This is a genomic window from Streptomyces sp. NBC_01320 (genome assembly GCF_035974375.1).
GTDB classification, from domain to species: Bacteria; Actinomycetota; Actinomycetes; order Streptomycetales; family Streptomycetaceae; genus Streptomyces; species Streptomyces yanii.
Map to the genome: position 1 here is coordinate 3938474 of NZ_CP108390.1, position 19755 is coordinate 3958228.

The 19755-nt window shown below is 72.0% G+C and carries 6 protein-coding genes; all 6 read right to left on the minus strand.

Annotated elements, in window-relative coordinates; all coding sequences use genetic code 11:
• Positions 1 to 57: 57 nt before the first annotated feature.
• Positions 58 to 10788: a non-ribosomal peptide synthetase gene (locus OG395_RS17965; RefSeq protein WP_327243873.1), complete on the minus strand. Its 10731-nt coding sequence runs from the start codon at positions 10786 to 10788 to the stop codon at positions 58 to 60.
• Positions 10785 to 15839: a non-ribosomal peptide synthetase gene (locus OG395_RS17970; RefSeq protein ID WP_327243874.1), complete on the minus strand. Its 5055-nt coding sequence runs from the start codon at positions 15837 to 15839 to the stop codon at positions 10785 to 10787. Before OG395_RS17970 ends, OG395_RS17965 begins: the two co-directional genes overlap by 4 nt.
• Before the next feature lie 107 nt (positions 15840 to 15946).
• Complete coding sequence (locus OG395_RS17975; RefSeq protein ID WP_327243875.1) at positions 15947 to 16168, minus strand: MbtH family protein; 222 nt, start codon at positions 16166 to 16168, stop codon at positions 15947 to 15949.
• A gap of 32 nt (positions 16169 to 16200) precedes the next feature.
• Positions 16201 to 17241: a 2,3-diaminopropionate biosynthesis protein SbnB gene (sbnB, locus tag OG395_RS17980; RefSeq protein ID WP_327243876.1), complete on the minus strand. Its 1041-nt coding sequence runs from the start codon at positions 17239 to 17241 to the stop codon at positions 16201 to 16203.
• Entirely contained in the window at positions 17235 to 18215 is a 981-nt protein-coding gene (gene sbnA, locus OG395_RS17985) for a 2,3-diaminopropionate biosynthesis protein SbnA (RefSeq protein WP_266990398.1), read from the minus strand. Before sbnA ends, sbnB begins: the two co-directional genes overlap by 7 nt.
• A gap of 101 nt (positions 18216 to 18316) precedes the next feature.
• Positions 18317 to 19747, minus strand: a complete 1431-nt coding sequence (locus tag OG395_RS17990; RefSeq protein WP_327243877.1) for a condensation domain-containing protein — start codon at positions 19745 to 19747, stop codon at positions 18317 to 18319.
• Between the last annotated feature and the right edge of the window lie 8 nt (positions 19748 to 19755).

A 19755-nucleotide genomic window follows, 5' to 3' on the forward strand; every position in this document is an offset into this window, starting at 1 on the left:
GATCCCTTCTGTCGGTTGTGGCAGGTCCGGGTGAACGGGCGGCCCTGAGGGCCTCGGTCACCACTGGCCGCCGAAGGACGAGGAGTCGCTCCGGTGGGATTCGATGGCCGCGCGGCCGACCTCGCGGCCTGAGTCGCCGTTGGTGAGCACGATCAGCCCGTCGCCGTCCTTGATGCGGGTGAGGCTCATCGCCCAGTAGCCCTCGAACTCGCCGAAGGCGCCGTACTCGATGTCGTCGCCTGTGGCGTCGACGACGGTGGACAGTCCGTACAGGGCGTCCTGATGTGGCGTCAGCATCTGCTGGGCGAGTGGCTGGGTGAGGAGGTCGGCGCCCTGCCCGAGGTGGGCGCGGCGGATCTCGGCGGCGGCCCGGGCGAGATCGCCGGCTGTGGTCCACAGGCCGCCGCCGGCGACCGAGGGGTGGATCGGCAGCCCGGGCGGCACGGGCTGCCCGGACGCGTCGTGACCGAGGGCCACGGGGCGGCGGGAGCGCGCGTGATGGGCCCAGTCGTAGGCGCTGCGGACCATGCCGAGCGGTTGAAGGACCAGGGTGCGCATCAGTTCGGGGAAGGGGGCGCCGGTGACCTCGGTCATCAGCTGTTCCAGGATCAGGTAGTTGAGCCGGTTCTTGCGGAACACACTCCCCGGCGTGTGCTCGAAGCGGACGGCGGGGGTACGGGCAGGCGGCCGGCCGTGCAGCGCGTCCAGGACGCCGGGCACGGCGTCGCCGGGGAGATAGGGGTCGTGGGCCGGTTCCAGGGCGAGCCCGGACACATTCGCCAACAGGTGACGTACCGTCACAACGCCGCCCTGATGGCCCTCTTCGCCAAAGGAGGGCGCGCGCCAGCCGGTGAGACAGCTGTTGATGTCGGCGTCCAGGTCGATGACACCCTGGGCGGCCAGCGTCAGTGCGCCGAGTGCGGTGATGTGCTTGCTCACCGACGCCACCTTGAACGGGGTGTCGGGGGTGATCCGGTCCGTGGAACCGGCGCCCACCACCCCGTACGCCTCCAGCGCGACCAGCTCGCCGTCCCGGAGCACCGCGAGGCTGGCCCCCGGTACTCCGTGCAGCTCCATGGCCTCCGCGACAGCCCCCTTCGGGGCGGGCCGGATGCGGGGAGCGGATGTGGCCAGTGACGCGGCGAGCTGTTCGATCGTCCCGGCCCGGTAGAGGGCGCGGAGCGTGACGGGCAGCCCGGCCTCGCGGACCTCGGCCATCACCCGGAGCACACTGATGGAGTCGCCGCCCAGGTCGAAGAAGCTGTCGCGGATGCCGACCTTCTCCACATCGAGCACCCGGGACCAGATCTCGGTGAGCTGCCGCTCGACGTCGGTGCGCGGCGCCACGAATGCGCGGTCCGACCAGCCGGAGGAGCGGTCGGGGGCGGGCAGTGCGGCGTGGTCGAGCTTGCCGTTGACGGTGAGCGGGATCCGGGCCATCGGCACGAACGACGACGGGACCATGTAGGCGGGCAGCCGCTCCGAGCAGTGCGCGGCCAATTCGGCGGCGGTCGGGGCGTCCGCCCCGACCGGGACCACGTAGCCGACCAGGCGGCGGTCGCCCCGCTCCGACTGCCGGGCCACCACGACGGCCTCGCGGACCCGCGGGTGCTCGGTCAGCGCCGTCTGGATCTCGCCGGGCTCTATGCGATAGCCGCGGATCTTCAGCTGCTCGTCGGCGCGGCCCAGGAACTCCAGTTCCCCGTCCTGCCGTACGCGCGCCAGGTCACCGGTCCGGTACATCCGCGCGCCGGACGGACCGTACGGGTCGGGCAGGAAGCGTTCGGCGGTCAGCGCCGGGCGGTTCGCGTAGCCGCGGGCGAGACCCGCGCCGCTCACATACAGCTCGCCCGGAACCCCGACGGGGGCGAGCCGCCCCTCGCCGTCCAGGACGTAGACCCGGGTGTCGTCCACGGCCCGCCCGAGCGGCACGGCGCCGCCGGCCGCGACATCGTCGGCCGTGACCCGGCGGAAGGTGACGTGGACGGTCGTCTCGGTGGGTCCGTACGCCTGGATCGGCACGGTACGTTCCAGCCCCTGATGGGCCAGCCATTCAGCGAGGTCGGACACGTCGAGGCCGTCCCCGCCGAAGACCACGGTGCGCAGGGCGAGGGCGTCCAGGCGCGCCTTGTCGCCGCCCGCCGCGGCGATCAGCGCGCGGAAGGCCACCGGTGACAGCGAGAGCGTCGTCACCTGCTGCTCGGCGAGCAGGGTGAGCAGTGCCTCGGGGTCACGGGCGACCGCCGGTGGCACCACGGACACCCGGCCGCCGTGCAGCAGCGCGCCCCAGATCTCCCAGACGGAGACATCGAAGGCGTACGAGTGCAGCAGCGCCCAGACCTGCGAGGAGTCCAGGTCGATGCGGTCGGCCGTGGCCGCGTAGAGCCGCAGCAGATTGCGGTGGGTGAGGGTGACGCCCTTGGGCCGCCCCGAACTGCCCGAGGTGTAGATGACGTACAGGGCGTTGTCGGGTCCGGCGAGCGGCTCCGGGTCGGTGGTCGGCAGGCCGGCCAGGGTGTCGGCGTCCGTGTCGATGAGGACGAGTCCGCGCGCCCCTGCCGCCGCCTCGGTGTGTGCACTGCGGGTCACGACGAGGGGCCCGCCCGCGTCGCTCAGCATGTAGGCGAGGCGGCCCGTCGGCTGGGTCGGATCGAGGGGCAGATAGGCGGCGCCGGACTTCATGACGCCGAGCAGGGCGGGCAACAGGTCGATGTCCGGCTCCAGGAGCACACCGACGACGGACTCGGGGCCCGCGCCGAGGGCGCGCAACTGGTGGGCGAGCCGGTTGGCCCGGGTGTTCACCTCGGCGTAGCTGAGCCGCTCGTCACCGTGCGAGACGGCGATCGCTTCGGGGGTACGGGCTGCCCATGACTCGAAGACCTCGTGTACACAGCCGTCGCCCGCGGCGAGCGTGAGCGGTGCGCCGTTCCAGGTGTCGAGCAGCAACTCCCGCTCGCCCGGTGGCAGACAGGTCGCCCGTGCGTCTCCGTCCGAGTCGGCGACCATCGCCTCCAGCACGGCCCGGTACATCCCCGCCAGCCGGTCGGCGTGGTGCCGGGAGAGTGCGTGGGTGTGGGTGCGCAGGGTGAAGTAGCCGGGGGTGGTGGGCACTCCGAGCGCGAATTCGGTGGAGTCGTCGCCCTCACCGGCGTCGGTGTCGACGAGGTCGGTGTCCATCTGGTCGAAGTCCTGGAAGGTGAACAGCACATCGATGAGCCGTTGTCCGTCTCCCGCTTCGCGCTGGATGGCGGGCATCGGGTAGCGCCGGTACTGCCATTGCTCGACCTCGCGGTCGAAGGTCTGCCGCACCAGTTCACGCCAGGTGGCGGCGGTGCGCTCGAAGGGGAAGGGCAGGCTGTTGAGCTGCATGCCGTAGACCCGGTCGGCGCCTTCGAGTTCGGGCCGGGCGCTGTAGACGAGTCCGGTGAAGAAGGTGGGCTCGTCGGTGAGCATGCTCATCACCTTGAGATGGGCGGCGTGCAGCACGCTCTTCAGTGAGACGCCGGCCTCGGCGGCCAGTGCGCGCAGCCCCGGCTCCAGGTCCCGGTGCGGGACATGGATCTGGTAGTCCGCGCGCGGCGCGGTGGTGTCCGCCCAGGCGGCGGGAAAGGTGAACTTGGGGTGGCGGGCCACGAGGTCGTGCCAGTAGGCGCGGTCGTCGGCGGACTGGAGGGCGCGCTGTTCGGCGGCGATGAAGTCGGCGTACCGGACGGCGGGGGGCTCGACGGACACGGGCCGGTTTCCGTCCCGCAGGGTGCGGTAGGTGTCCAGGATCTCCATCACGAGGGAGTGGAAGGTCCAGCCCTCGGTGATGGCGTGGCACTGGGTGAAGGTGAGCCGCCAGCTCCGGTCGGTCTCGAGCAGGGCGCCGATGCGCATGAGGGGTGCGCGGGTGGTGTCGAAGACGGCGGCGCGCTCGCTCGCGGTGTACGCCTCCAGCTCCGCCTGCTGCCGTTCGGCGTCCAGCTTCCGCAGATCCCGCACCTCGACAGGGACATCGGCCCGCTCGTGGACGAGCTGCATCGGCACGGAGTAGCCGGAGACGGCGAAGGAGGTACGCAGCATCTCGTGCCGGCTCGTGACCAGCGCCGCCGCGTCACGCAGAGCGTCGGCGTCGAACGGCTGCTCGTCGCGGATCCGGAACAGCGTGATGTTGTGATAGCTGTGCTGCTCCTCGTCGGCCAGCATCTCCACCAGCATCCCGAGCTGCACCTGCGACATCGGATACGCATCCGACACCCCGACAGGCACCCGCTCCCGGTCCGCGGCCGACAACAGCGCGAACCGCTCCACCGGCCGCTCCCGCTCCACCACCCCACGACCACCCACCGACGCCGCCAGCTCGGCAACCGTACGGAACTCGAACACATCCCGCACCGACACATCCACCCCCGCCGACCGCAGCGCACCCACCAGCACCACCGCACGGATCGAGTGGCCGCCGAGCTCGAAGAAGTTGTCGTGGACACCGATCCGGTCGGCTTCCAGGACCTGCGACCAGGCGGTCGCCAGCAGCTCTTCGAGAGGGTTGCGGGGTGCGACGTACGCCCGCTCGCCATGGCCGAACGAGGCTTCGTCGGGTGCGGGCAGGGCCCGCCGGTCGACCTTGCCGTTGCGGTTGAGCGGCAGGGCGTCCAGCGCGAGGAACGCGGTGGGCGTCATATAGGCGGGCAGCCGTGCGCCGCAGTGGGCGGCCAGTTCCGCCGTGGCCGGGGCCCGGCCGTCGGCCGGCACGTAGTGGGCAACGAGCCGCGGATCACCGGTCGCCGAACGGTGGGCGACGACGACGCACTCCTGGACGGCCGGGTGTTCGGCCAGGACGACCTGGATCTCGCCGAGCTCCACACGGTAGCCGCGGATCTTCACCTGCTCGTCGATCCGACCGAGGAACTCGACGACGCCGCCCTCGGTCATCCGGGTCAGATCGCCCGTGCGGTAGAGCCGGGCGCCGGGCGGTCCGAACGGGTCGGGTACGAAGCGCTCGGCGGTGAGGCCCGGCTGGGCCGCGTACCCGCGCGCCACTCCCGCACCCCCCACATAGAGCTCTCCCGGCACGCCGACGGGGACGGGGCACAGCGTGGAGTCGAGGACGTAGAGGGTCGCGCCGGGGAGGGCGCTGCCGATCGGCACGGTCTCGGCGCCGCCCGGGCGCTCCACGTCGACGGGGAAGACGGTGCTGCCGACGGAGGCCTCGGTGGGCCCGTACTCGTTGATGAGCCGGCCGGGGCCGAGGAGGCGCAGCCAGTGGTCGGCGCTGCGCCCCGGGAAGGCCTCGCCCGCCACGACGACGACCGAGGCGAGTTCCTTGGCCCGGGTGTCGTCGAGCCGGTGCGCGATGATCTCCAGATGGCCGGGGGTCAGCTTGAGGAAGCTGAAGGGGCCGGCTTCGTGCAGCAGCGGGCCGAGGTCCTCGACCGGGAAGTCCTGCGCCAGGATGTGCACCCGGCGGCCGGTGACCAGGGGCGCCCAGAGGTTGGGCACGACCAGGTCGAAGGCGACGGAGGAGAAGAGGGCGGCGCCTCCGGTGCCGCGTGCCGCCAGCGTGTCGGCGGCCCAGCCGATGTGGTTCGAAAGGCCCCGGTGGGTGATCTGCACGCCCTTCGGGACGCCGGTGGAGCCCGAGGTGTAGATGACGTAGGCCAGCCGGTCGAGGTCTGCGGAGACCTCCGGCCGGGTGGCGGGGCGACGGTCGATGGAGGCCGACGCCTCCGGCCGGTCCAGGACGACCTGGTGACCCTCGAAGGCGTCGGCGAGCCGGTCGCTGTGGGCCGTCGCGGTCACCAGGAGCCGGGCGCCCGCGGCGCCCAGCATCCTGGCGGTACGGGCCGCGGGCTGGCCCGGGTCCAGCGGCAGATAGGCGGCGCCCGCCTTCCATGCGGCGAGCAGGGAGACGATCAGCTCCGGACCGCGGTCGAGGAGGACTCCGATCACGGACTCAGGGCCGGCTCCGAGCGCGCGCAGCTCATGGGCGAGCCGGTTGGCCCTGGCGTCGGTCTCGGCGTAGGTCAGCCGGTCCTCGCCGTAGGTGACGGCAGTCTCGTCGGGGGTGCGGACCGCCCAGGACTCGAAGAGCTCGGGGACCGTCGCGGAGACGGTCACCGGGGGGGCGGTGGCACTCCACTCCTCGACGAGCAGCTCCCGCTCGCCCTCGGGGAGGAAGGTCGCGCGTGCGTCCCCGTCGGTGTCCGCGACCATCGCTTCGAGCACCGCCCGGTACATCCCGGCGAGGCGGTCGGCATGCTTCCGCGTCATGACGTGGGTGTGCGACATCAGCACCACATGGCCGCCCACCGCCAGGGTGGCGAGGGCGAATTCGGTGAGTGAGTCGTCGATGCTCGCGCCGAAGTCGACGAGTTCGGTGTCCACCTGGTGGAAGTCCAGGTAGCTGAAGCGGACATCGAGCAACCGGGCGCCGTCGCCCTTCTCGCGCTGGATGGCGGGCATCGGGAACCGCCGGTGCGGCCAGAGCTCGACCTCGCGGTCGAAGGTGCGGCGCACCAGGTCGCGCCAGGTGGTGACGGCGGTGCGGTCGTAGCCGAACGGCAGGCTGTTGAGGTACATGCCGTAGACCCGGTCGGCGCCTTCCGCCTCGGGCCGGGCGTTGCAGACCAGGCCGGTGAAGAAGGCGGGCTCGTCGGTGAGCATGCTCATCACCTTGAGATGGGCGGCGTGCAGCACGCTCTTCAACGAGACACCGACCTCGGCGGCCAGCGCGCGCAGACCGGTGTCGAGGTCCTGGTAGGGAATGCGCACCCGGTAGTTTTCCCGCGGTTTGTCCTGGTCACCCGCCCAGGCGGCCGGGAGGGAGAACGTCGCATGGCGGTCGACGACGTCGTGCCAGTAGGCACGGTCCTCCACGGAGGCCAGCGAGCGCTGCTCGGCGGCGATGAAGTCGGCGTACCGGACGGCGGGCTGTTCGACGGGCGCGGGCAGATCGCCGTCGCGCAGGGTGCGGTAGGCCGCCAGCACCTCCATGAGCAGGGAGTGGAAGCTCCAGCCCTCCAGGATGGAGTGGCATTCGGTGAGCCCGAACCACCAGCTGCCGTCGTCGATCACATGGGCCGAGATCCGGATCATGGGGGCCTGCGTGGTGTCGAAGACGGCGGCGCGCTCGCTCGCGGTGTACGCCTCCAGCTCCGCCTGCTGCCGTTCGGCGTCCAGCTTCCGCAGATCCCGCACCTCGACGGGGACATCGGCCCGCTCGTGGACGAGCTGCATCGGCACGGAGTAGCCGGAGACGGCGAAGGAGGTACGCAGCATCTCGTGCCGGCTCGTGACCAGCGCCGCCGCGTCACGCAGAGCGTCGGCGTCGAACGGCTGCTCGTCGCGGATCCGGAACAGCGTGATGTTGTGATAGCTGTGCTGCTCCTCGTCGGCCAGCATCTCCACCAGCATCCCGAGCTGCACCTGCGACATCGGATACGCATCCGACACCCCGACAGGCACCCGCTCCCGGTCCGCGGCCGACAACAGCGCGAACCGCTCCACCGGCCGCTCCCGCTCCACCACCCCACGACCACCCACCGACGCCGCCAGCTCGGCAACCGTACGGAACTCGAACACATCCCGCACCGACACATCCACACCCGCCGACCGCAGCGCACCCACCAGCACCACCGCACGGATCGAGTCCCCGCCGAGCTCGAAGAAGTTGTCGTGGACACCGATCCGGTCGCCGTCGAGGACCTGCGACCAGGCCGTGGCGATCTGCTCCTCGAGAGGGTTGCGGGGTGCGAGGTACTGCCCGCCGGTGTGGAGACTGTGCTGCTCGGGTGCGGGCAGGGCGCGCCGGTCCAGCTTGCCGTTCGCGGTCAGCGGCAGGGCGTCCAGCACGACGAACGCTGCGGGGACCATGTAGGAGGGCAGGCGGTCCCCCAGGGCGGCCCTGAGTGCGCCGCCGTCGGGGGCGCGTCCGGCCTCCGGTACGACGTACGCGATCAGCCGTCGGCCCACGGCGTCGTCGTCGCGCACCACCACGGCGGCGTCGCGGACGCCGGGCTGGGCGGCCAGGGCGGCCTGGATCTCCCCGAGTTCGATGCGGTAGCCGCGGATCTTCACCTGGTCGTCGATACGGCCCAGGAAGTCCAGGGTGCCGTCCGGGTTGCGCCGGGCGAGGTCGCCGCTGCGGTAGAGACGCGCGCCGGGCGGACCGAACGGGTCGGGGACGAAACGCTCGGCGGTGAGCGCGGGGCGGCCGAGATAGCCCCGGGTGACGCCGGGACCTCCGACGTGGATCTCGCCCGGCACTCCGGCCGGCGTAACCTGCCCGTGGCGGTCCAGGAGGTAGATGGTCAGATCCTCCAGCGGGCGCCCGACCGGGTTGCCGCCCGCCGTCAGGTCGTGCTCGGTGATGCGGTGGTACGTCGAGTGGACCGTGGTCTCGGTGATGCCGTACATGTTCAGCAGCTGCGGTCGGTCGAGACCCAGCCGCTCCACCCACGGAGCCAGCTCGGCGAACTCCAGCCGCTCCCCCGCGAACACCACTGCCCTCAGGGCCAGTTGATCGATCCGTGGGTCGCCCGACCCCGCCGCGCCGACGAGCGACCGGAAGGCCGAAGGCGTCTGGTTGAGCACCGTGACCCGGTGCCGGACCAGCAGATCGAGGAAGTCGTCCGGCGACCGGGCGACATCGAACGGCACCACCACCAGCCGCCCACCGTGCGCCAGCGCACCCCACAGCTCCCACACCGACACATCGAAGGCATAGGAGTGGAACAGCGGCCACACATCGTCGGTGCGGAAGCCGTAGTGCCGGTCCCCGACGGCGAGCAGGCGCCACACCTGGGTGTGGCTCACGCACACGCCCTTCGGGCGCCCGGTGGAGCCCGAGGTGTAGATGACGTAGGCCAGCGCGTCCGGGCCTGCCGCGCTGGGGGCGGGGTTCGCCTCGGACGCGGCCGCGATCGCGACCGCGTCGCGGTCGAGGACGACGATCCGCCCCGCGTACACGCTCGCAAGCCGCTCGGCGTACTCCGAGGTGGTGACGACGACCGGCGCCCCGGTGTCGCCGAGGACGAACCCCCACCGGTCGACCGGGTGCGAGGGGTCCAACGGAACGTAGGCAGCGCCGGACTTCAGCACGCCGAGCAGGGCGGGGACGAGGTGGCTGCCGCGTCCGAGGCAGACGCCGACCAGATCCTCGGTGCCCACGCCGAGCGCCTTGAGGTGGTGGGCGAGCCGGTTGGCGCGGGCGTTGAGTTCCCCGTACGACAGTGCCTCGTCATCGGCGACGACGGCGACCGCGGCGGGGTTCTCGGCCGCCCGGTCCTGGAAGACCTCGTGCATAGGCCGCGCGTCACCGGCCGGCCGCACCGCGGGCGGCGCCACGACGGCGCTCTCCCGCTCGCCGTGGAGCGGCAGCCGGGTGACGGGGCTGTCCGGGGAGGCGACCAGGCCGTCGAGCAGGCGCAGGAAGGATGCGGCGAAGCCGTCCATCCACGGCTGGTCGAAAAGCGCGGTGGCGTACTCCAGCTGGCCGCGCAGGCTGCCGCCCGCTGTCTCCTCGATCTGCAGCGCGAGGTCGAACTTCGCGGTGAGCCAGGGGAGTTCGACGACCGAGGTGGCGACTCCGGGCAGGTCCAGCGCGCCGTCCGCCGCCTCGTGCAGGGTGAAGGCGATCTGGAACAGCGGGGTGCGGGAGGTGTCACGGGCCGGCGCCAGCTCGTCGACCAGGCGCGCGAAGGGCACCTCCTGGTGGTCGAAGGCGCCGAGTACCGTGCTCCGCGCGGCGGCGATCAGCTCGGTGAACGTCGGCTCGCCCTGCCAGGTTCCGTGCATCACCAGGGAGTTGATCCCGTAGCCGATGACGTTCTGGAGTTCGGGGCGGGTGCGCTCGGAGACGACGGTGCCGACCGCGACGTCGTCGCGTCCGGTGTAGCGGGACAGCAGTGCCTGGAACGCGGCGAGCAGCGTCGTGTAGAGGGTGACGCCGTGCTCCTTGGACAGGCCGCGCAGCCCGGCGGCCAGGGGTTCCGGCAGCTCCAGCGGTACGGCAGCGCCCCGCCAGTCCCGCACCGGCGGCCTGGGCCGGACAGTGGGGAGCTCGGCCGGTGTGCTGTCGGCGAGGAGACCGCGCCAGTAGCCGAGGCGGCGGTCGAGCTCGGGACCGGCGATACGGCTCCGCTGCCACGCGGCGAAGTCGGCGTACTGCACGGGAAGTGCGGTCAGTGGGGACGGGCGGCCGGCGGCGAACGCGCCGTAGAGCGCGCCCAGTTCACGCTCGAACACCTGGATGGACCAGGCATCGCACGCGATGTGGTGGAACACCACGGCCAGCAGGTGATCGTCCTCCGCGAGCCGGATCAGCCGGGCGCGGACCGGCCACTGGCCCGCCAGATCGAAGGGCGCGGCGGCGGCTTCGGCGGCCAGGTCGGCGGCCTTCTGCTCGCGTGCGGCCGCGGGCAGCGCGCCGAGGTCCGTGACCGGGAGGTCCGGGGTGCCCGGCGGGTCGACGACCTGGACGGGTTCGCCGTTCTCCAGGCGGTAGCGGGTGCGCAGGATCTCGTGCCGGGCGACGATCTCGGTGTACGCGGCATGGAGGGCGCCGAGGTCGAGCGGTCCGCGCAGGCGGCGCAGGACCGGCACCAGGTACTCGGGGCTCTCCGGGTCGAGGCTGCTCAGGAACCAGAGCTGCTGCTGCCCGAAGGAGAGCGGCAGGGCGCCTTCGCGGTCGGCGCGCGGAATACCCGCGCGGGAAGCCGAGCGGCGCCCGGCGAGCCGCTGCCGCAGCAATTCCTCGCGGGCCGCCTCCACGGCGGTGGCGGACTTCTCGGTCTCTCCGGCGCTCATATCTCTCGTTCCTCCGCCAGCATCGGGTCCGTCAGCAGTGCGGCGTCGTCGAGCCGCGCGATGTCCGCTCTGAGCTGTGTCTCAACCTCGGCGGCCAGCTGGGCCACCGAGGGCATGTCGAAGACCTTGCGCACCGGCAGGTCGATGTCGAACTGCTCCTGGACCGCGGCCACCAGCCGCAGCGCGAGCAGGGAATTCCCGCCGAGCTCGAAGAAGTTGTCGTGGACCCCGATCCGCTCGGTGTGCAGGATCTGGGCCCAGATGTCGGTGACGGCCTCTTCGGCCTGGCTGCGGGGGTGCACATAGTCCCCGCCCGTGTGGAGGCTCTGCTGCTCCGGTGCGGGCAGGGCCCGCCGGTCCAGCTTGCCGTTCGCGGTCAGCGGCAGGGCGTCCAGCACGACAAACGCCGCGGGCACCATGTACGGCGGCAGGCGGTCGGCCAGGGCCGCCCGCAGCTCGCCGCCGTCGGCGGAGGCGTCGGGCGCCATGACCACGTAGGCGACAAGGCGGCGGTCGCCCGGCCGGTCCTCCCGTACCACGACCGCCGCGTCGCGGACGGCCGGCCGATCGGCCAGGGCGGCCTGGATCTCGCCGAGTTCGATGCGATAGCCGCGGATCTTCACCTGGTCGTCGATACGGCCCAGGAAGTCCAGGGTGCCGTCCGGATTGCGCCGGGCGAGGTCGCCGCTGCGGTAGAAGCGCGCGCCGGGCGGACCGAACGGATCAGGCAGAAAACGCTCCGCGGTGAGTCCCGGCCGCCCCAGGTAGCCACGGGCGACGCCGGGTCCGCCGACATGGATCTCGCCGGTGACGCCGACGGGCACGGTCTGTCCGTGGCGGTCGAGCAGATGGATCCGCAGATCGGCGAGCGGGCGCCCGACTGGGTTGCCACCGGCTGTCAGGTCGTCCTCGGCGATGCGGTGGTACGTCGAGTGGACCGTGGTCTCGGTGATGCCGTACATGTTCAGCAGCTGCGGTCGGTCGAGACCCAGCCGCTCCACCCACGGAGCCAGCTCGGCGAACTCCAGCCGCTCCCCGGCGAACACCACTGCCCTCAGGGCCAGTTGATCGATCCGCGGGTCGCCCGACCCCGCGGCGCCGACGAGCGACCGGAAGGCCGAAGGCGTCTGGTTGAGCACCGTGACCCGGTGCCGGACCAGCAGATCGAGGAAGTCGTCCGGCGACCGGGCGACATCGAACGGCACCACCACCAGCCGCCCACCGTGCGCCAGCGCACCCCACAGCTCCCACACCGACACATCGAAGGCATAGGAGTGGAACAGCGGCCACACATCGTCCGCGCCGAACGCGTAGTGCCTGCGGGCGATGGCGTGCAGCCGCCACACCTGGGTGTGGCTCACGCACACGCCCTTCGGGCGCCCGGTGGAGCCCGAGGTGTAGATGACGTACGCCGTCGAGTCCGGGCCGGCCGGCAGCGGCGCCGGGTTCGACGGCTCCGCGTCCGCCTCACCCCGTTCCTGCGGCGCGTCCTCGTCGAGGACGATCAGGGTCCCGGAGTGGATCCGCCCCAGCCGCTCGGCGAACTCCGAGGTGGTGACCACGAGAGAGGCCGCCGTGTCACCGAGGATGAACTCCCAGCGATCCAGGGGATGCGCCGGGTCCAGCGGAACGTACGCGGCGCCCGACTTCAGGACGCCGAGCAGGGCGGGCACCAGCTCGGGGCCGCGCTCCAGGCACACGCCGACCAGGGCCTCGGGTCCGGCGCCCAGCGCCCTCAGGCGGTGGGCCAGCCGGTTCGCCCGCGCGTTCAGCTCGCCGTACGTCAGCTCGGTGTCACCCGCGACGACGGCCACCGCACCGGGGGTCGCCGCGGCCTGCTCCTCGAAGACCTCGTGCATCGTCCTGGCCTGCCCGGCGTCGTCCACGGCGGCAGGTGCGACGAGGGCCTGCTCGGCGGCGCCGAGCAGCGGAGCCTGCGAGATACGTCCGGACGGGGCGCTCGCCAGGGCGTCGAGAAGCCGTACGAAGCCGGCCGCGAGATTCTCCACCCAGCCCCGCTCGAAGAGCGCCGTGGCGTACTCGATCTGGCAGCGCGCCCCGCCGCCCGGCTCCAGGTGGACGAAGAGCGTGAGGTCCGTCTTGGCGGTCCGCCAGCTGTCACCGAGGAGAGCCAGGTCGCTGTCGCTGAGCGCGGATCCGGTCTGGCCTTCGTCGAGCAGGTCGAAGGCGGCCTGGTAGAGCGGGGTGCGTGAGCGGTCACGGTCGCCGAAGGCGTCCACGAGGCGTTCGAAGGGGAGGTCCTGGTGGGCGAAGGCGGTCAGGACCGTGTCCCGTATCCGCTCCAGCGCCGCCGTGAACGTCGGGTCGCCGCCGAGATCGCAGCGGATCACGAGGTTGTTGAGGAAGCAGCCCGCGACCCCGGCGCTCTCGGGCCTGGTGCGGCCCGAGACCGGTGTGCCGACCGCGATGTCCTCGCTGCCCGTGTACCGGGAGAGCAGGGCGGAGAAGGCGGTGAGCAGGGTCATGAAGGGGGTGGCCCCGTGGTGCTGGCCGAGGGCGAGTGCCTGCTTGGTCACGCCGTGCGGGACATGGAAGCCGACCACCGAGCCGCTGATGTCGCGTTCGGCGGGCCGGGGGTGGGCCGTGGGGAGATCGAGGGGGGCGAGTCCGTCGAGGGCCTCGCGCCAGTGGGCGAGCTGTCGCGCGCTCTCCTCGTCGCCGGACTGCTCCCGCTGCCTGACGGCGAAATCCACGTACTGCAGGGGAAGTTCCGGAAGGTGCTCCGCCTCGGGCGTCAGGCAGAGCGCGCGGAGGTCATTCTCCAGCAGAACCGACGACCAACCGTCCGAGGCGATGTGATGGATGGTCAGGACAAGCAGGGCCTCTTCTCCGGGAGTGCGGATCAGCCGGGCCCGCCAGACCGGGCCCTGCTCCAGGTCGAAGCCCTGGGCCAGCTGCGCCGTCAGGTGCGGGGCCGGGCCCTCGGGGCCCGCGTCCAACACCTGGAAGTCCACCGCGCTGCGGGCGTCGGCCAGTTGGCGGGGTTCGCCGTGCTCGGTGACGTACCGCGTACGGAGGATCTCGTGCCGGTCCGCCAGGGCGCGCAGCGCCGTACGGACGGCCTCCGCGGTGGTGCCGGCGGGCAGGCGCAGCAGGACGGGAGTGACCCATTCGGCGCTCGCCGGGTTCATCCGGTCCAGGAACCAGATGCGTTCCTGCGCAAAGGACAGCGGGAGCGGCGCGTCCCGGCCGGCCGCCGTGACCGTGGCCGCGTCGTCGGTCGGGGCGCCGCGTTCGAGCAGCTGGGCCTGTTCCGCGACGGTGGTGGCGGTGAAGAGGTCGCGGAGTTCGATGCGGCGGCCGGTGGCGGCGGTGAGACGGCCGAGCAGCCGGGTCATGTGGAGCGAGGTGCCGCCGAGGCGGAAGAAGTCGTCGTGTGCGCCGACGGTTTCCGTGCCGGTGCCGAGCAGTTCGGCCCAGACGCGGGCGACGAGCCGCTCGTCGTCGGTGCGGGGCCCGACCGCCGCCGGCCCGTCGTCGACCGTACTGGGGTCGGGCAGGGCGCTTCGGTCGACCTTTCCGCTGGCGTTGAGCGGGAAGGCGTCGACCGTCACGTAGACGGAGGGGATGAGGGCCTCGGTGAGGCTGCCCCGGAGGAAGGCCCGGAGTTCGGCGGCGGGCACGGGTTCGGCACGGGGGACGACGTGCGCGGCCAGTCGCGCGGTGCCGTCGGGGGCCTTGAACGGGGTGACGACCGCACCGCTGAGACCGGGGTGCGCGGCGAGCGCCGCTTCGGCCTCGCCGGGTTCGACACGGGTGCCGTTGATCTTGACCTGGTGGTCCACCCTGCCGACGTACTCCAGCACTCCGTCCGAGCGCCAGCGGGCCCGGTCGCCCGTGCGGTACAGCCGTTCGCCCGCCGCGCCGTAGGGGTCGGGGACGAAGCTCGCGGCGGTCGCCCTCGGGCGCCCCAGGTAGCCGCGGGCCACTCCGGGGCCCCCCGCGTACAGTTCGCCCGGCACTCCGACGGGCACCGGTGTCCCGGCCGTGTCGAGCACCAGGACGCGCATGGAGTCGATGGGGCGGCCGATGGGTACGGGGCCCTGCTCCCTGTCCGGGTGGACGGGGTGGGCGGTGACGTCGATGGAGCACTCGGTGGGGCCGTAGGTGTTCCAGATTCCGGCGCGGATGCGGTCGGGCAGCCGTCGGCAGAGGTCCGCGTGCAGGGGCTCTCCCGCGCAGAACAGCAGCCGCAGTTCCGTGCAGTGGGCCCAGCCGTCCTCGTCGGCGAGCAGCCGCAGCACGGAGGGCACCACCTGGAGGACGGTGATGCGCTGTTCGGCCACCGCCCGCAGCAGTAGCGCGGGGTCGCGTTCGGCGCCCTCGGGGGCCATGACGACGGTGCCGCCCGCCGTCAGCGGGGCGAAGATCTCCCAGCCCGCGGCGTCGAAGCTCATCGTGGTCTTCTGGAGGATCCGGTCGTCCGGGCCGATGCCGTGTCTGCGGACGGTCCAGCCGACGCGGTTCGCGATGCCCGCATGGTCGACGAGGACGCCCTTGGGGCGGCCGGTGGATCCCGAGGTGTAGATGACATACGCGGCTGCCGCCGGGGACACGGGCCCCGGCAGGGCGGTCGCGGGCTGCGCGGCGATGCGGTCCCGCTCCTCGTCCAGGCACAGGGCGGCGACGGGCAGGTCGCGGAGGGCGCCCCGGGCGGTGGGCCCGTCGGTGATGACGACACGCGCCGCCGTGTCGCCCAGGACCCATTCCAGGCGGGCGCGCGGATGCCCGGGATCCAGTGGTACGTACGCCGCGCCGGCCTTCCAGACGGCGAGGAGCGCCACCACGAGGCCGACGCCGCGGGGCAGGCAGACGGCGACGAGGTCCTCGGGGCCGATACCGCGGTCGCGCAGGGCATGTGCGAGACGGTTGGACCTCCGGTCGAGCTCGGCGTAACCGAGCCGGTCCCGACCGGAGAGCACGGCGAGGGCGTCGGGGGTCCTGGCCGCCTGCAGTTCGAATCGCGCGGGCAACAGCTCCGTACCGGAACGGTCGGTCTCTGACGTCCGCGGCCACATCTGGGATTCCACCCCTGCTCCTCTTCACCTCTGGGCCGGCGCAGCGGGCGAGGGGCCGCCGCATACCTGCCGCGACCCCTCGCCGTCGCTCCCGCTCCTGCTGCCTGCGTGCGCCGGTGTCAGACGGCGCTGTGCTGCTCTTCCATGCGCCGGCGCAGGCTCAGCGGGCGCATGTCGGTCCAGACCTCCTCGATCCGGGCGAGGCACTCGGCACGGGTGCCGCGGGTCCCCTCCCGGTGCCAGCCGGCGGGGAGTTCCCGGTCGGCGAGCCAGATCGAGTACTGGAGTTCGTCGTTGTGGACGACGAGGTAGGTCCGGTCGTCGCTCTGCTCTTCGGCCATCGGTGGCCTCCTTCTCGTCTGCGGAATCGGGGTCAGCGACCCGAGGCCTCGGGTACCGCTGCGGGTGCGGCTTCTGCTGCCGTGAGGAAGTCGTCGACGGCGACGCCGAGCTGCTGCTTCTGCGCCTCCTCGTACACCAGCTGGGCGACGGCGAGGTCGAGCACACCGAGGCCGAACGGCGAGACGATGACGGTGCGTTCGGGGTCGCGGCGGAACGACGTGGCGCCGCCGACCAGTTCCCCGATGGACGCGTCGATGAAGTCGCGGTTCCCGGAGAGCTGTTGGGCCAGATCCGGGGAGGTCCGCTCGCGGCAGACATGGTCGGCGTCGTCGACGACGTTCTGCGCGTCGAGGAGCGTCTGTGGACGGATGTCCCGCAGCGAGACGTTGAGGACCGTCGAGCCCGGGCGGAAGGCGTCGACCGGCAGATACGGTTCTGCGGAGGTGGTGGCCAGCGAGACGAGCGAGTGCGCGGCCAGCGCCTGCGCCTGCTCGCGGGCCACGGTCACGGTGATGCCCGGGGCCTTCTCCTCGGCCGTGCGGACGAAGGCGGCGGCCCGTACCGGGTCCTGGTCGTACACGGTCGCCTCGGTCAGCGAGGGCAGACGGGTCCTGAGGAAGTGCAGGATCTCCGCGTTGATGACCCCACAGCCGATGAGCGTGACGCCGGTGGTGCCCGCGCCATCGTCGGGCAGCAGCAGTCCGACTGCGAGCGCCGCGCCGGCCGCGGTGCGCTTCGCCGAGATCAGCGAGGCCTCGATCACCGCCTGCGGGTGCCCGTTGAGCAGCGAGCTGAGCACGATCACCGCGCTCGCGCGGTCGACGCCCGTCCGAATGTTCCCGGGAAAGGACGCGATCCATTTCATTCCGGCGGAAGGGCTGTCGCCACCGATGAATGCGGGCAGTCCGATGATGCGGTTGGCCGGCGCATCGGGAAATCGGAGAAAGGTGGAGTGCGGGAGTGAGGTGCGCCCCTCGTCATGGAGCCGGTACGCGTTCGCCACCAGGTCGATCAGTTCGGCGGAGCGGCTTTCGAGAATGCCGCTCACCTCGCTCTTGCGGACAATCAGCATTCCTGTGCCACCTGGCCTTCCTTGTCCTTCCAGAGATGGGTGACGTCACCGAAGTTCTCGCGTACCCAGTTGTCGGAGTAGATCGTGTCGAGATAGCGGTCGCCGCCGTCGGGGAAGATCAGCACACAGGTGGCGCCGTCCTCGATGGACGGGCTGAGCTTCTCCAGCGCGGCGACGGTCGCCCCGGAGGAGCCGCCGGCCAGGATCGATTCGCGCCGGGACAGTCGTCGGCAACCGGTCACGCACTCCAGGTCCGTGATGTGGACGATCTCGTCCGGTGTGCTGGTGTCCAGCAGGGCGGGACGTACGGAAGCGCCGTGGCCCGGGATCAGCCGGCGCTCGGTGGTGGTCGGCGGACCGAACAGCACACTGCCGACCGCGTCGACCGCGACGACCTTGGTGCCGAGGCCGTGCTCGCGGATGTACTCCCCGCAGCCTCGCAGCGTCCCGGTGGTGCTCGCCGCGCAGAACAGGTAGTCGACCCGGCCGTCGAGCGCCTGCGCGATCTCGCGCATCGTCGAGCGGTGGGCACGGGGGTTGAGCGGGTTGGCGTACTGGTTGGGCCAGAAGGAGTGCGGCAGCGCGGCCACGAGTTCCCGTACCCGGCGCAGCCGCATCGGCAGGAACTCGCCGGTGACCGGGTCGGCCTCGGTGACCACCTCGACCTCGGCGTGCAGCGCCTTCAGCACGGCGAGGTTCTGGTCGGTGGTCTTGGCGTCCACGACACAGACGAAGCGGAGGCCGAAGTAGCCGCAGACCTGGGCCAGCCCGATGGCCAGATTCCCGGAGCTGGACTCGACCACGACCGAACGGCCGGGCTGGAGCCCGCCGTTGCGGATCTCCTCCAGGAGCATGCTGATCGCCGAGCGGTCCTTGATGCTGCCGCCCGGGTTGAACCGCTCCATTTTGGCGAATACCCTGCCGCCGAATCCGGGGACGAGCCTTTCCAGTTCCACCAGCGGCGTATTACCTATCGTCGAGAGTATTCCCTTGAGACGTTCTTCTGCCACGATTTACCCTTCGCCACCGCGGATCGTCCGGCATACAAATGATGAAGGCGTGCCCTATAGCCGCTCTATACAGTCCCTGACCCCATGGCCAGCAGCTCCGCGAGGTCGGCGCGGTCCACCAGCGCGATGGCTTCTATTTCCGCTCCGGGATCGTCCGTGGCACGGTCGAGCAGCCGCGCGTAACGCTGGGCGAACCGCTCGACGGTGCCGGCGTCGAAGAGGTCGGTGTCATAGCTGAAGACCGCGTCGAGCGTGTCTCCGCTCTGCTCGATCCGCAGCATGAGGTCGAACTGCCCCTCCTGCTGCGGGACTCCGATCCGGGCGACGGTCAGCCCTTCGTACGGCCGGGCGTCCCCTTCGCCGTCGGCGCGTACGGGGCCGAGCCGCGGCTCCGTGCGGTCCGTGGCGATCAGGGTGACGGCGGTACGGAACGGCGGCGTGCGCCGGGCCGGCGCGGCGGCCAGCAGGGCGCCCGGATGTCCGGCGTGCGCCAGGCCCTGGACGAGCTGCCGCTGGGCGGCCAGGACCGCGTCGCGCATGCGGTCGCCGGGCCGGAAACTCCCGCGTACCGGGACGGTGTTGACGAAGTACCCCACCGCGGCCTCGGTCCGGCGGCCCGCTCCGAGCGCGCCGCGGGTGGACATCGGGCAGCCGACCAGGGCGTCCGGCTGTCCCGAATGGCGGTAGAGCGTGGCCTGGAAGACGCCGAGGAGGAAGGCGAACGGTGTGACGTCCAGTGAGCGTGCGGCCTTCGTCAGCCGCTCGACCGTGCCCGCGGGCAACGGGAGTTCATGGGTGGCCCCGCGGAACCCCTGGGTGGCGGGGCGCGGCCGGTCGGTCGGCAGCTCGGCGGGGAGTGCGCCGACGCGCACCTGGCGCCAGTACGTCGCTCCCCGGGCGCCCCGGGCCGAGGAGAGGAGCCGTCGTTCGGCCGCCACCTGCTCGGCATGGATGTCCGGGCCGGCGCCCGCCGATACGGGGTCCGGGGCGGAGCCGTCGGCGAACTCCCGGTGCAGGGTGAGGAGCTCGCGCAGGATCAGGTGGTGCGAGGCGTAGTCGCTGACGATGTGGTGGGTGGCAATGACCAGCATCGCGTCCTGCGCGTCCCGCCGCAGCAGCGTGACACGGAACGGCGGCTCCACGTCGATCCGGAAGGCCGCCTGAGCGCACTCCCGGGCCAGCGCGTGCAGGTGCGCGTCCGTGGCGTCCGGCAGCTCCCGGACGATGAGGACGTCCTGGCCCGGGCTGTCGAGCACGGTGCGGTAGGGCTCCCCGCCCGCACCCTCGCCGTCCCCTTCCGCGAATACCGAACGCAGCAGGGGATGCCTGGCCGCGACGGTGCGAACGGCCGCGGAGAGCGCGTCGCCGTCCAGCGGCCCCCGCAGCCGTACCGGCAGCACGATGGTGTAGGCGGCGCTCTCGGGCGCCAGCCGGTGGGCCAGCCACAGCGCCTGCTGGCTCGCCGAGAGGGGCAGGGTCCGATCGGTCGGTGGCATGCTGCGGC